15 protein-coding genes are annotated in these 13,772 nt (G+C 67.8%); 2 read left to right on the top strand and 13 right to left on the bottom strand.

What is annotated here, in order from left to right; genetic code table 11:
* From ABD104_RS14935 to ABD104_RS14955, 5 genes are all read right to left on the bottom strand, one after another.
* Positions 1-710 (bottom strand): Kdo hydroxylase family protein (locus tag ABD104_RS14935; RefSeq protein WP_343927749.1); only part of this gene is annotated, 710 nt, incomplete at its 3' end.
* Positions 711-714: 4 nt separating this feature from the next.
* Positions 715-1,254: a TlpA disulfide reductase family protein gene (locus ABD104_RS14940; RefSeq protein WP_087836816.1), complete on the bottom strand. Its 540-nt coding sequence runs from the start codon at positions 1,252-1,254 to the stop codon at positions 715-717.
* Between the two features lie 113 nt (positions 1,255-1,367).
* Positions 1,368-2,042, bottom strand: a complete 675-nt coding sequence (locus ABD104_RS14945; RefSeq protein WP_087836817.1) for a BON domain-containing protein — start codon at positions 2,040-2,042, stop codon at positions 1,368-1,370.
* Positions 2,042-2,632, bottom strand: coding sequence for a phosphoheptose isomerase (locus ABD104_RS14950; protein ID WP_087836818.1), 591 nt, complete (start codon positions 2,630-2,632; stop codon positions 2,042-2,044). The genes ABD104_RS14945 and ABD104_RS14950 overlap by 1 nt, the downstream gene beginning before the upstream one ends.
* A 163-nt stretch (positions 2,633-2,795) precedes the next feature.
* Positions 2,796-3,281 (bottom strand): YraN family protein, encoded by a 486-nt coding sequence (locus ABD104_RS14955; RefSeq protein ID WP_343927750.1) that lies wholly within the window; start codon positions 3,279-3,281, stop codon positions 2,796-2,798.
* A gap of 26 nt (positions 3,282-3,307) precedes the next feature.
* Between ABD104_RS14955 and rsmI the strand changes: the two genes are divergently transcribed.
* A complete protein-coding gene (rsmI, locus tag ABD104_RS14960; protein ID WP_087837512.1) occupies positions 3,308-4,237 on the top strand; it encodes a 16S rRNA (cytidine(1402)-2'-O)-methyltransferase in 930 nt (309 codons plus the stop codon).
* Positions 4,238-4,364: 127 nt separating this feature from the next.
* On the opposite strand, the gene ABD104_RS14965 is transcribed toward rsmI, so the two are convergent.
* The gene (locus tag ABD104_RS14965) at positions 4,365-5,243 is read right to left on the bottom strand and encodes an IclR family transcriptional regulator (protein ID WP_165963024.1); all 879 of its coding nucleotides are present in this window, start codon (positions 5,241-5,243) and stop codon (positions 4,365-4,367) included.
* An 80-nt stretch (positions 5,244-5,323) separates the two neighbouring features.
* Entirely contained in the window at positions 5,324-5,992 is a 669-nt protein-coding gene (locus ABD104_RS14970; RefSeq protein ID WP_343927751.1) for a cupin domain-containing protein, read from the bottom strand.
* A 173-nt stretch (positions 5,993-6,165) separates the two neighbouring features.
* Between ABD104_RS14970 and ABD104_RS14975 the strand changes: the two genes are divergently transcribed.
* Positions 6,166-7,422 (top strand): MFS transporter, encoded by a 1,257-nt coding sequence (locus ABD104_RS14975; protein WP_132979085.1) that lies wholly within the window; start codon positions 6,166-6,168, stop codon positions 7,420-7,422.
* A gap of 15 nt (positions 7,423-7,437) precedes the next feature.
* Here the strand turns inward: ABD104_RS14975 and ABD104_RS14980 are convergent, their stop codons facing one another.
* The 6 genes from ABD104_RS14980 to ABD104_RS15005 all read right to left on the bottom strand — a co-directional run bounded on the left by ABD104_RS14980 (position 7,438) and on the right by ABD104_RS15005 (position 13,765).
* A complete protein-coding gene (locus tag ABD104_RS14980) occupies positions 7,438-8,424 on the bottom strand; it encodes a septal ring lytic transglycosylase RlpA family protein (protein WP_132979162.1) in 987 nt (328 codons plus the stop codon).
* A gap of 126 nt (positions 8,425-8,550) precedes the next feature.
* Entirely contained in the window at positions 8,551-9,468 is a 918-nt protein-coding gene (gene rapZ, locus ABD104_RS14985; protein ID WP_087837515.1) for an RNase adapter RapZ, read from the bottom strand.
* 347 nt (positions 9,469-9,815) lie between these two features.
* The gene (hprK, locus tag ABD104_RS14990) at positions 9,816-10,748 is read right to left on the bottom strand and encodes an HPr(Ser) kinase/phosphatase (RefSeq protein ID WP_087837516.1); all 933 of its coding nucleotides are present in this window, start codon (positions 10,746-10,748) and stop codon (positions 9,816-9,818) included.
* A gap of 38 nt (positions 10,749-10,786) precedes the next feature.
* A complete protein-coding gene (gene ptsN / locus ABD104_RS14995; RefSeq protein WP_087837517.1) occupies positions 10,787-11,263 on the bottom strand; it encodes a PTS IIA-like nitrogen regulatory protein PtsN in 477 nt (158 codons plus the stop codon).
* A 421-nt stretch (positions 11,264-11,684) separates the two neighbouring features.
* The gene (hpf, locus tag ABD104_RS15000) at positions 11,685-12,014 is read right to left on the bottom strand and encodes a ribosome hibernation-promoting factor, HPF/YfiA family (protein ID WP_132979082.1); all 330 of its coding nucleotides are present in this window, start codon (positions 12,012-12,014) and stop codon (positions 11,685-11,687) included.
* 275 nt (positions 12,015-12,289) lie between these two features.
* On the bottom strand, positions 12,290-13,765 hold the full coding sequence (locus ABD104_RS15005) for an RNA polymerase factor sigma-54 (protein WP_343927752.1): 1,476 nt from the start codon (positions 13,763-13,765) through the stop codon (positions 12,290-12,292).
* Positions 13,766-13,772 lie beyond the last annotated feature (7 nt).

Below are 13,772 nucleotides of genomic sequence, written 5' to 3' on the forward strand. Positions count from 1 at the left end.
TGAGGCCGAAGCGCGATACTATCGGCAACTTGCAGCGCCGACTGTGGAACCTGTTTTACTTTAACCAAAAAGCCTCCGCGATCCCCGGTGCGATTCATGATGTGCAGCTTGTGCAGCAGCCAGGCCACGCCGGGCCGATAGGCCGGCATCTGCGGCAGGTAGCGCGCCGACAGCGTGTCGAAGGCTTCGCCCACCCGCCACAGGCGGGTATCGCCGTGCGGGTTGATGTTGTTGAAGACGCGCAGGATGCGCTGCTCGCCCACCGGCCGCGAAGGGAAGGCATCCACGTGCAGGCGGGTGTCGTCCTTGCGCCAGGACATCTTCCAGGTGCCGATGCGGTGCAGGCGCAGGCTGGTGGTGGGCGCGTGCAGGTGCGAGGCGTACTCGGGCAGCAGGCGGTCCAGGAAGCGGCGCGTGGTTTCGTAGTAGCGGCGCACCAGCGCGCCGATGGCGGCCTGGCGCTCGTCTTCCACGGCCACGCCGGTCAGCTTGCCGGTGGTGGCGTTCAGGCTGATGTTCTTGCGCTTCGGATCGACCAGCGCGGGGTCGAGCAGGCCGGTTTCGGCCTGGCTCAATTCGAACCGCAATTCGGGGAAGTACAGGACCTTGCCTTCTTCCAGTTCGACCACGGGCGTGGACGCGCCGGCCTGGCCGGGCGCGTCGTCCCAGGAGCGGTGGTCGATGTGGACGATGCGGGAGGGCGCGCTCATGGCGTCAGCTGGCCAGCGCCTTCTCGATCGTGGCGTGGAACTCGGCCACGTTGGGCTCGCCCAGGTAGCGCTTGATGATGCGGCCCTGCTTGTCGATCAGGAACGAGGTGGGCGTGAGCTTGACGTCCTGGAAGCTGCGCGCGATCTCGCCCATCGGGTCGAGCGCGACCTTGAAGGGCAGCTCGCGCGACTGCGCGAAATTGAGCACGTAGTTGGCCGGGTCGTAGCTCATGGCCACCGCGACCATCTCGTAGCCCTGGGGCGCGTACTTCTTGTAGGTCTCGACCATCATCGGCATTTCCTTCACGCAGGTCACGCAACTGGTGGCCCAGAAGTTGACCAGCACCACCTTGCCGCGCAGGCTTTCGGTGGTGAACTTGTCGCCGTGGATGGAGGTGAAGGTGGTGTCGGGGGCCTTGGCGGCGGGGGCCAGCGCGAACCAGGCGCCGGCGGCGGCCAGCAGCGCGACCACGAGGATGGCGGCCAGCTTGGCGGCGCCGCGCTGGGCGCGGGCGGATCCGTTGACGGGGGCTGAAATCGACATAGGGGGCGATCCGTTGCGTGGCGGGCAGGGCGGCGCAAGTCCGCGCCCGCGATGCGACCCATTATAGGCCGGGATGCGCGACCCGCCCGCCTTGCGCCGGGCGGGGACGCCGGTCAGCGGTTGCCGGACGAACCGGTGGCGGCTTGCGACTGGTCCTGCTCGGCCTTCACCTTGGACAGGTCCTGCAATTCTTCTTCGGTGATGTAGTCGAACACCTTGACCACCTTCTTGACGCCGCTCACGCCGGCGGCGATCTCGGCGCCGCGCTTGCCTTCGCGTTCGGTGACGCGGCCCATCAGGTAGGCCACGCCGTTCTCGACCGTGATACGGAAGGAGTTGGCGAAGAGATCCTTGGCATCCACCAGCGAAGCCTTGATCTTGCCCTCGATGAATACGTCGTTCGAGCGGGTGGCCAGCGAGGTCGGGATGCCGATCTGGAGTTCGTTCACGATGGCGCGGACGTTCTCGACGCCGCGCGCTTGTTCCTCGGCATCGCGCTTGGCGGCTTCGTCCGGGACTTCGCCGGTCAGCAGCAGCTTGCGGTTGTAGGCATTGGCGTTGATGTGGCCCTTGTCGCCATAGCGGCCCGACAGGCGGCTGGAGGCCTTGAGCTCGATGTTCTTGTCTTCGACCTGGATGCCCACGGTACGGCGGTCGGTGGCGGCCATCGTGCCGACGTAGGCGCCGCCCAGGACGATGGGCGCGCAGGCGGACACCGCCCATGCCGAGCTTGCGACCACGAGGGCCAGGACCAGGGGGCGTACCGCAGCGGCCGGTTTGCGAAACATCAGAGATCTCCCAGCAGTTGAGCGTCGATGCCGTCGCACATGGCGTGCAGCAGCAGGATGTGGACTTCCTGGATGCGCAGGGTGCGATCGTGCGGCACGCACAGGTGCACGTCGTCTTCCGTCAGCATCTGGCCGATGCGGCCGCCGCCCTTTCCCGTCAGCGCGATGACGCGCAGCTCGCGGGAATGGGCGGCCTCGATGGCCTCGATCACGTTGGCCGAGTTGCCGCTGGTGGAGATGGCCACCAGCACGTCGCCCGGCTGGCCCAGCGCATTGACCTGCTGGGAGAACACCCGGTCGTAGCCGAAGTCGTTGCCGACCGCGGTCAGGATGGAGGTGTCGGTATTGAGCGCGATGGCGCCCAGCGGCAGCCGTTCGCGTTCGAAGCGGCCGACCAGCTCGGCGGCGAAGTGCTGCGCATCGGCGGCGGAGCCCCCATTGCCGCAGGCCAGGATCTTGCCGTTGTTGGAAAGACTGAACACCAGCGCGTCCACGGCGGCCGCGGTGGGCGCCGCGAGGGTGTCCTGGCAGTGTTCGAACAGCGCGACGGCGTCGCGGAAATGGGCGGATATGCGGGCGATAAGGTCCATGCCGGGATTATCTCATGCAGGGGAAACGGCCGGCTCGCCGGCCTGGCCGGCAAGTGTGTCCGCTGTAACCGGCCGTGACGCTTCGGTTGCGGGGCGGCGGCCAAGACTTGGAGCGGCTTCGGCAATGATAGTTTCCCTGGCTCGCCGATGGGAATCCGCCCCGCTATCGGAAACCAGGCAGTGTCTCGAGCGAAAAGGCGTGGCGTATCCAGCGGGGTGGCGCGTCGGCCTCGAAGGTCAGGACGTCGAAGCGGCAGGGCGGCAGCGGTCCCTTCCAGCGGGTGCGCAGGAAATGGGCGGCGGCCCGCGCCAGGCGCACCCGCTTGGCCGGGCCCACGCTGGCGGCCGCGCCGCCGTAGCGTCCCAGGGCGCGCGCGCGGACCTCGACGAAGACCAGGACGGGGCCTTCGCGCATGACCAGGTCGATTTCGCCGGCGCGGCACGCCACGTTGCGGGCCACCAGGACCAGCCCCGCGGCGCGCAGGTGGGCCAGTGCCGCGTGTTCGGCCCGGTCGCCGGCCTGCTGCGTGGGCGAGCGGCGGGGCGGCGACTCCGCTTCCTGCCGGCGGCCCGGCCGGGGGCGGCGGCGCGCCGCCCGCCGCTGCGCCGCATGGGCCAGGGCGTAGGCCTGCGTGTCGGCAGCCGTCATGCGCGCCCTCGCGGTATCCTCGCGCCATGGACAACGAATTCGAATCTTCCGGGCCCGCCACCGGCGCCTGGGAACGGCTGGCTGGAAAGGTCGCGGCGCAGCACTGGCCCGCCCCCGCGCTGTATGTCGTGGCCACCCCCATCGGCAACCTGGGCGACCTGAGCCTGAGGGCCCAGGCCTGCCTGCAGCGGGCCGACGTGATCGCCGCCGAAGACACGCGCATGACGCGCCCCCTGCTGGACGCCTGGGGTATTTCCACGCCCTTGATGGCGGCCCACCGGCACAACGAGGCGCAGGCGGCCCAGGCCATCGTCGGCCGGCTGGCCGCGGGCGAGCGGGTGGCCCTGGTTTCGGACGCCGGCGCGCCCGGCGTCAGCGATCCCGGTTCGCGCATCGTGCGCGAGGTGCGCGCGGCCGGCTACCCAGTGGTGCCGGTGCCCGGCGCCAGCGCCGTGATCGCCGCCCTGATGGCCAGCGGCGCAACCTCGGACGAGAATCCGGCGTTCGTCTTCGCCGGTTTCCCGCCTCCCAAGGCGGCCGCCCGCCAGCGCTGGCTGGCCCAGTGGTGCGCGCTGCCGGCGCCGGTGGTCATGTACGAGTCGCCGCACCGGATGGCCGCGACCATGGCCGACCTGCTGGCGGTGTGCGGCGCCGCGCGGCGACTGACCGTGGCGCGGGAGCTGACCAAGCGTTTCGAGGAGATCGCCGCCATGCCGCTGGCCGAGGCGCAGGCCTGGCTGGCCGCCCATCCCCAGCGGGCGCAGGGAGAGTTCGTGCTGATCGTGGAGGCGGCGCCCGAGGAAGCCGCCGGGGCGCTGGATGCCCGGACGGACGAGGTGCTGCGGGCCTTGCTGGATGTGCTGAGCGTGCGCGATAGCGCCAAGGTCGCGGCCCGCATCACCGGCGCGCCGCGCGATGCCTTGTATGCCCGTGCGCTGGCGCTGAAGGAAGCGTAGCGGCAAGGGAAAGCCACGGCGGGGCGGATAGGGAAGGGACATGGCATGGCGACCCGGGATGCGAGTCGCCCAGCATGCCTCAATCGGACGGGCGCCGGCGCGCCGGTAGGACAGGCGTGTCCCGGTCTCAGCCCGGCGCGGCCGCGCCCGCCTGGCCCGCGCCCAGCACGGCGGACACCGCGGCGGCCGCCTGCATCAGCTCTCGCACGGTATCCGGATGGGCCCGCGCCGGCAGATAGTGGATCGAGGCGACGATGGCCAGCGCGCCGAACAGCGAGCCGTCGGCCTGGAAGATCGGCGCCGCCAGGGCGTTGATGCCGGTGAAGATTTCCTCGGGCGCCTCGGCCCAGCCGCGCTGGCGCACGAGCTGGATCTCGGCGCGCAGGCGGTCGGGGTCGGTGATGGTCTTGGGCGTGCTGGCCGCCAGGGGCTGGGACAGCACCGCGTCGCGCAGCGACGGCGGACCGAAGGCCAGCACGACCTTGCCCTGCGCCACGGTGTGGAAGCCGGGGAACTGCGTGCCGGGACTGAGCAGGATTTCCAGCGCGCTGCGGCCGCGCACGACGTCCAGCACGACGACCTTGTTGGGATCGAAGGTGGTGATGACGATGGTCTGCCCGACGCGGTTGCGCAGGTCTTCCATGATGGGCTTGGCCAGCGATACGACGTCGAACTGCTGCACCAGCTTGCGTCCCAGCAAGAACAGGCGCCAGCCCACGCGGTAGCGGCTGGTGCGCTTGTTCTGCGTGACGTAGCCCTGCTGGCGCAGGGCGGACAGGTGGCGATGCACGCGCGCCTTGGGCATTCCGAGCAGTTCGGCCAGTTCCGTGACCCCGCATTCGGTGCCCTGGGCCGCCATCAATTCCAGGATGCGCAGGGAGATGACCGAGGTCGACGAGATCGCGGCCTCGTCGCCCGAGGTCGGCAGCGCATGGCCGGTCTGGGCGTCGTCCGCGGCGGGTGCGGTGGCGTCGGAGGGAAGAAGGTCCGGGGCGGGGGGATGCATGGATCGAAGCGTGTCTTGGCAAGGCCGGTGGATTCTCGATGGACGCATGCCCGCCCCGTGCCTGGGCCGGGAAGCGCCCGTCAGGGCAGGGTCAGCATGCGCTCGCCGTACACATGATAATGCTGACGCTTGGGCTTGCCGGCGTCTTCCGGCAGAACATAGCGCAGGGAACTGCGCAGGCGGCATCCCTGGGGCAGGATGAAGCAGCGGATGAAGCTGGTGTCCGTGGCCTCGGTGGTGGGCGCCAGGACCGGGGCGTGGCCGAGCTCGAACCACGCCGAGCCTGCCGGATGCACCGTGGTCTTGCCCTGGGTCTCGATGGTGATCTCGCCCTTCAGGCAACAGCGTATGCCGGGGCCCTGGTGCACGTGCGTCAGCGCCACGCCGCCGGGCGGGAAGTCGACGCGGTCGCAGCGCATCAGCCAGTCGAACTGGCTGTCCAGCTCGATTTCCTGTTGCAGCTTGAGGGTGGACGTGGCGCCCGGGGCGCTGCGCAGCGTGCCCGCGGGAGCATCGGGCGCCACCAGTTCCCAGCGCCACAGCACGGCGTCTTCCTCGCCCGCCACCAGCGCGATCGGGTCCTGCCCGACCCAGGCCGATTCCTGGCGCTGGTGCTGGGTGCCGTCCGAGAACTCCACCGTGATCCCGCCCTGCACCACGTAGACCGACCGCGGCATCCGCGGCAGGTAGACCGGCGCGTGGCCGGCGGGGATGCGGTCTTCGTAAAGCCTGATGATGAAACTGCGCATGGATGACTCCTGAAGATATGGCCGGCCCCATGCCGGGCAACGGACCACTTGTATCGATAAACAATACGTTCGTATCATCTATCGTAAACCATGAATGCATGGCTTGGGAATATTCGGATAGAATATTTAACGATACGTTTGTATCGTTGATCGATACAACAAGGAGACGAAGCATGGCATCCTCCGCGACCTCGCTATCCGGCGTGGCCCAGGAAAAATGGTACGTAGGGCGTACCAAGGAACAATGGCGCGCGTTCGGTTCGGCCTACATAGGCTGGATGCTGGACATCATGGATCTGATGCTGTTTGCCATGGTGATCACGCACATGCGGGCCGAATTGAATTTCGACAGCGGCGCGGCCGGGGTCATCGCCTCGATGACGCTGCTGGCCACGGCCTTCGGCGGTCTGATCTTCGGTTTCCTGGCCGACCGGCTGGGCCGGACCCGATCGCTGGTGCTCAGCATCGCGTGCTATTCCATCGGCACGGCCCTGTGCGGCTTCTCGCAGAACGTCACGCAGCTGCTGATCTTCCGCTTCCTGCTGGGACTGGGGGTGGGCGGGGAATGGTCGGCGGGCGCGGCCCTGGTCACCGAGACGTGGCCGGCCAAGCACCGCGGCAAGGTGATGGCCTGGGTGCAGAGCGCCTTCGCGGCGGGCTACGCGCTGGCCGCCATCGTCGCGGCGCTGGTATTGCCCACGCTGGGCTGGCGCTGGGTGTTCGCCGTCGGACTGGCGCCCGCGCTGTTCGCGTTCTGGGTGCGCCGCCATGCGTCCGAGCCTGAAATCTGGGCGGGCCAGAAAGAGCGCCTGGGCGTCGGGGCGACCCTGAAGCTGCTGTTCGGGCAGCATCTGCGCAGCACGGTGGTCGGCCTGGCGTTCACGGCCGCCGCCATGTGCGGCTACTGGGGCTTGTTTACCTGGATTCCCACCTATCTCGCGACGCCCGTCAGCGCAGGGGGCGCCGGCCTGGACCTGACCAAGTCCACGACCTGGATCGTCATCATGCAGGTGGGCGCGGCGCTGGGTTTCGTCTGCTTCGGCTACATCGCCGACCGGATCGGCCGCCGCATGGCCTTCATCCTGTTCTTCCTGCTGTCGGCCGTGTGCGTGCCGCTGTACGTGCAGATCGAGTCCAGCCTGGTGCTGCTGGCGTTCGGGCCGCTGGTCGCGTTCGTGGGCACGGGCTTCTACAGCGGTTTCGCGCCCACCTTCGCCGAACTGTTCCCGACCAGTATCCGCGCGACCGCCCAGGGCTTCATCTACAACACCGGCCGGGCCACCAGCGCGCTGGCGCCGGCCGCCGTGGGGTTCTTCTCGGCCACCCACGGCGTGGCGAGCGCCCTGGGCGCCACTGCCGGGTTCTTCGCGCTGGCCGCGGTCATCGTGTATTTCTTCCTGCCCGAGACCAAGGGCGGCGAACTGGAATAGCGATCGTGCGCCCGGTCAGCGCACGACGATGACCGGGGCGATGTCCAGCCGCGCCTGCACGCGCTGCGCGGCCGCCAGCGCGCTCTCGCGCGAGGGGTAGGGGCCCAGGTGCACGCGGTGCAGGCTGTCGGTGTTCACGATGCGCAGCGGTTCGGCCTGCTCCCCCAGCTGGGACCGGATCCGGGCCGCCAGGTCTTCGGCGTTGCGCTGGCCGCTGAAGGCGCCTACTTGCAGGAAGATGCCCGATTGCGGCGCCGAGACCACCGGCGTGGTGGCGGCCAAGGGGACCTGCACGCCGCTCGCCATGGGACGAGGGACTGCCTGCATGGCGGTGCCGTCCGGCGAGGCGGACGCCAGCGGCGGCAGTTCCCGTATCTGGCTGGCCGGCGCCTGCGTGGCCACCGGAATGGCGACCACCTCGGCTTCGGCCGCCGGCGCGGGGGCGGCGGCCAGCATGGGGGCGCTGCCTCGCTCGCTGCGGATCCTGGCGATTTCCTCCGGTCCCAGCCACTCGACCTCGACCTCTCCGCTGCCCTGCGAGAGCAGGCCCAGCTTGTAGGCGGCCGTGTAGGAAAGGTCGATGATGCGGTCGCTGTGGAAGGGGCCGCGGTCGTTCACGCGCACGATCACCGACTTGCCCGTCCCGACCCGCGTGACGCGGGCGTAGCTGGGGATGGGCAGCGTGGTGTGGGCCGCGGTCATCGCGTACATGTCGTAGATCTCGCCGTTCGACGTGCGCGCGCCATGGAACTTGCGCCCGTACCACGACGCGATCCCGCGCACCTTGTAGGGCTGCATGGACGTGTCGGGCACGTAGCGCTTGCCGAAGATCACATAGGGCTTGTTGGCGCCGCTGGCCAGCGGCTCGACGGCCGGCAGCGGGTCGGGCACGAGATCCAGGTTGGCGGGCGGGTTGGACGGCGGACCGTCGTCCTTGTAGTAGCCGCCGCCGCGAGAACCCGAGGACCCCTTGGGCGTGGTGCCGCAAGCGGCCAGCAGCATCGCTGCGCAGACCGCCGCCAGGAGCAGGGGGCCTTCGGTCCTTCCGCGCGGTGGGCGGCTGGTGGTGGGGCGCGCGCCAGGCAAGGGAAGCCGGTCGGTCTGCTTCATCGTCTAGGGTCCTGAATGCTAAGGTCTGGCAAGCGGCGGCGCCTCGGTGGGGCCACCGCCCGGATCATAAAGGTCGAACTGCTTTTGTGCACGGTGGCGCACCAGCACCTGTCCCTGGCCTGCGAACATGGCGGCCAGTTGCTCCACCACGTAGACCGACCGGTGCGTTCCGCCCGTACAGCCTATGGCCACCGTCAGGTAGCTGCGCGTGTCCTGCATGTACTCCGGCAACCAGGTGCGGATGAAGGCGGCGATGTCGTCGATCATGCGTCCCACGCTGGGAATGGCTGCCAAAAAGTTCGCCACCGGGGCGTCCCGCCCCGTCAACGGCCGCAGGACCGGATCGTAGTGGGGGTTGGGCAGGCAGCGCACGTCGAACATCAGGTCCGCGTCCAGCGGCACGCTTTCCTTGAACGCGAACGATTCGAAGGTCAGGACCAGCGGCACGGTATCGGCCTGCACCACGTTGCGCACCCAGGACCGCAGTTGCGAGGGCGTCAGCCCCGTGGTGTCGATGACGTGCCCCAGTTCGCGCAGCGGCCCCAGCAACTCCCGCTCGTGCGCGATACAGGCTTCGACCGAGGGCGCCACGCCTTCGTGGAACAGCTTGTCGGTCAGCGGATGGCGGCGGCGCGATTCCGAATAGCGCTGCACCAGCGTGCCGGTATCGGCGTCCAGGAACACTACGCGGATCTCGGTGCCCAGCGCGCGCAGCGCATTGATGGTGCCGGGCAGGCTGGCGATGGCCCCGCTGGAACGCGCATCGATGGATACCCCGACACGCTGCAGCCCTTCATCGTGCGCGGCCGCGATGAAATCGTGAAGAAAGCGGACCGGAAGATTATCGACGCAGTTGTAGCCGGCATCCTCCAGGGTACGAAGAGCCACGGACTTGCCCGAGCCCGAGATACCGGTGATGAAAACGACACGTAACACAGCAGGCTTTGCCTCGTAGGAGGTTCATTCATCGAAGCCTGAACAATAACGCACATTCGTCGCCCCCCCCTACGCGCTTCGCGCGCCCCCCAGGGGGCGAAACCGGCGGACCGGCAAAGCCGGATCCGCGGTTTCCTGGGTCTAGGGAAACTATCTTGGATCGAAGCACTGTTGCTACCGCTGGCAGCCAGCGAAGCAACGGTGCCACAAACCAAGATAGCGGCACCAGACCCAGGATGCGGTGGATCCGGCTCCGCCGGTCCACCCGCATCGCCCCCTTGAGGGGGCCCGCGCAAGCGGGTAGGGGGTGGGCTTCCCTTGCGCCCGAAGGGCGTAGGGGGGGGCCTCTACGGCTCGCCGTTCTGGATCGCGTCCATCTGCCGTTCCATGAATTCGGTCATGGTGTCGATGCCGCGCAGTTGCAGGATGGCGTTGCGCACCGCGGCTTCGACCAGTACGGCCAGGTTGCGGCCGGCGGCCACCGGCAGGACGACCTTGCGTATGGGCAGGGCCAGCACGTCCTGCGTCAGGGCCTGGAGGGGGAGGCGTTCGAAATTGGCTTCGGGCGAGGTGGTGCGGACCAGGTGGACGATGATCTTGAGCTTCATCTTCCGGCGCACCGAGGTCTCGCCGAAGATCGCGCGGATGTCCAGCAGGCCCAGGCCCCGCACTTCCAGCATGTTCTGCAGCAGCGGGGGGCAGCGGCCTTCGATGATGTTGGGCGCGATGCGGGAGAACTCCACCGCGTCGTCGGCCACCAGGCCGTGGCCGCGGGAGATCAGTTCGAGCGCAAGCTCGCTCTTGCCCAGGCCGGATTCGCCGGAGATCAGCACGCCCATGCCGAGCACGTCCATGAATACGCCGTGGACGGTGGTGACGGGGGCGAGCTTCTTGCCCAGGTAGATGCGCAGGAGGTCGATGACCTGAGCCGCCGAGCGGGGCGATGCCAGCAGCGGCACGCCGCGCTGTTCGCAGTGCTCCAGCAGGTCGGCCGGCGCGGCCAGGCCGTCGGCCATGATGATGGCCGGCACGCCGCTGGCCAGCAGCTCGTCCAGGTGGTGGGCGCGTCGGCGCGCTTCCAGCCGGGCATAGAACGCCAGTTCCTCGTGGCCGAAGACCTGGATGCGCGACGGGTGGATGAGGTTCAGGTGGCCGACCAGGTCAGCGGCGGCCAGGCAGGTGTCGGGCAGCGGCGAGCGATTCGCGTTCGAGCGCCCGGCCAGCCAGCTCAAGGAAATCTTGTCGGTGTTCTCGTCGACCAGTTTTTCGATAGTAAGCATGGGGCACACGGAGAAGGCGGCCGGCCGGGCCCGCCGGGTCAGACCGCGGCGTCGGACTGGGCCGGCTCCCAGTGGGTCAGCAGCGAATGGATCGCGCTGGCCGACGGTTCGGTGGCCAGGGCCTCGCGCAGCGCGCGGTTGGACAGCATCTGCGCCAGCTCGGACAGGATTTCCAGGTGTACCTGCGTAGCCTGCTCGGGCACCAGCAGGAACACCAGCATCTGCACCGGCTTGCCATCGGGGGCGTCGAAATTGATGGGCTGGGCCAGGCGCACGAAGGCGGCCACGGCATCTGTCAGTCCCTTGATGCGGCCGTGCGGCACGGCAACGCCTTGCCCCAGGCCGGTCGAGCCGAGCCGTTCGCGCGCGAACAGGCTGTCGAACACCACCGAGCGGGCGATGCCGTGATTGTTCTCGAACAAAAGGCCGACTTGTTCGAAAACGCGCTTCTTGCTGGTGACTTCCAGATCAAGCAGCACGTTCGAAGGGGGGAGTATCCGCGAGATCAGATTCATAACGTATGCGCCGGTCGGGCGATACAAATTCGCACAATAGATGGACCAGGCGACATCTTTTGGAGATGGACGTCGATTATAGCCACCGGCCCGGTTCTGTCACGGAAAGCGGCACTTTTGTGCCCCGCAAACAACCCGTCCGTATCCCGACCCTGCATCACATGCCCTCGTCCCACGAAGGAAGCGCCCACCCGGGACCCTACCCCGTCCCTCGAAAACCATGGCGCAGCGCGGCATTTCTCGATCCCGATCACGGCTAACTGGACGCAAACCCATCCCTTAAACGTTACAACGGCGGGAAAAGCCTCCTTTCCCCGCCGACCGATGTTTACCCCCAGGGCACAGCGGATCCGGCTTTGCCGGTCCGCCAGTGCCGCCCCCTTGAGGGGGCGCGCGAAGCGCGTAGGGGGTGGGCTTCCTTTCAGGGCGTAGGGGGGGGAATTCTTTTTATTGCTTCCTCGACCCGAGGTCGCTGGACCTTGTCCTTGTACTTGATGACCTGGCGGTCGACTTTATCGACAAGGGCATCGATGGCCGCGTATAGATTTTCTTCTTGGGCCTCGCAATGGACGTCCTTGCCTCGGAGATGCATGGTGATTTCCGCGCTGTGGCGCAGTTTTTCCACGGAAAGCAGCACCTGGATATCGATGACGTGATCGAAATGCCTCAGCACCCGCGTGAGCTTGTTCAGGACGTACTCACGTATGGCAGGGGTCACGATGAGGTGATGTCCGCTGATGCTCAGATTCATGTAAAGCCCTCCTTGAAGCAATGTACCGGGAGACTTCCCCGGAGCCCGCGCCCATGTCCGCAGGGCATGGGCGCTTGTGGCACGAGCGTGCCACTTTGCTTGCGTCGCTCCGATGTTCCGGATGTCGCCACGCAATCGAAGTGGCTGGCACATGCGTTTTCAGCGGTTGCTATAAAGATGAGCCTTTATCCGGGGCTTTCAAGTACGGTCTAACCCTAGCATCGCGATTGGGTGATGGATACGCGGCATGCGATGCCGCGCGGGCGCGATCCGTACTAGATGCTCTTACGCAGCGAAACCGGCGGAATCTTGAGCGCTTCGCGGTATTTGGCCACCGTGCGGCGGGCCACGACGATACCCTGCTCCCCCAGCGTCTGCGCAAGTTGGCTGTCGGATAGTGGCTGGGTAGGATCCTCCGCACCAATGAGTTGCTTGATCAGCGCACGGATCGCCGTGGACGATGCCGCTCCTCCGGTCTCCGTGGCGACGTGGCTGCCGAAGAAATACTTGAGCTCGAAAGTCCCCAGGGGGGTAAGCATGTATTTCTGCGTAGTGACGCGTGAGATCGTCGACTCATGCAAGCCTAGTGTATCTGCTATTTCGCGTAATACAAGAGGCCGCATGGCGACTTCGCCATGGTTGAGGAAACCCTGCTGCCGGTCGACGATGGCCTGGGCCACGCGCAGGATGGTGTCGAAGCGTTGCTGGACATTGCGTATCAGCCAGCGCGCCTCCTGCAGCTGCGAGGACAGCCCGGGATGGGCCGAGCTGCGTTCCGATTTCAGGATCTGCGCGTACATCTGGTTGATGCGCAGCCGCGGCATGGCTTCGCCGTTGAGCGTCGCGCGCCACTGGTTGCCGACCTTGCGCACGATCACGTCGGGCACGACGTAGTCCGCCGCGGGCGACGAATAGCGCGAACCGGGCCGGGGGTCGAGCCGGCGGATCAGGCTCTGGGCCGCGCGCAACTGGTCGTCGTTGCAGCCCAGCGCCTTGCGCAGCTTGGCGTAGTCACGCGCACCCAGCAGGGGCAGGTGCTGGGCCGCGATCTGGCGGGCCAGCGCCAGCACCTCGGCATCGCGGGCCTCGGGCAGGCAGTCGAGGTCCGGCGTGCGCAATTGCAGGCAGAGGCATTCGGAAATGTTGCGGGCGCCCACGCCGGCAGGGTCGAAGGACTGGAGCAGCCCCAGCGCGGAGCGCAGTTCGTCGGCGTCGATTTCCAGCTCGGGCGGGAACAGCGCGGCGAGCTCTTCCAGCGACACGTCCAGATAGCCGTTGTCGTCCAGCTCGTCGACCAGCGCCGTCACCAGCGCCGCATCGCGCGGCGTGGCCTGCGTGAGCGCGAGCTGGCCCAGCAGGTGCTCGCGCAGCGACGCGTCGGGCGCGGCCAGTTGCGGCGCGGTGTCGTCGTCGTGTTCGCCGCCGGGGCGGTGCAGCTCCGGCATGTCGGGCGGGTCCGGTCCGTCGCCGGCGTCGGCCGGCGTCGGGGCTTCCACGGTCTCGCCGCCGGGTTCCCCGTCGGCTTCCGGCGCGGCGGGCGCGGTCGTGTGCATGCTGCCGTCGGCGTCGACCCGCAGCGTAGCCGCCACGGGATCGTCCTCGCGTTCGAGCAGCGGGTTCTCTTGCAGGATCTGCTCGATCTCGTGCTCGAGTTCGAGGGTCGACAGCTGCAGCAGCTTGATCGACTGCTGCAGCGCCGGCGTCAGCGCCAGGTGCTGGGAGGTGCGAAGTTGGAGTCCGGGTTTGAGCATGGGCACC

The sequence above is a fragment of the Pigmentiphaga daeguensis genome, assembly GCF_039523035.1.
Taxonomy (GTDB): Bacteria; Pseudomonadota; Gammaproteobacteria; order Burkholderiales; family Burkholderiaceae_B; genus Pigmentiphaga; species Pigmentiphaga daeguensis.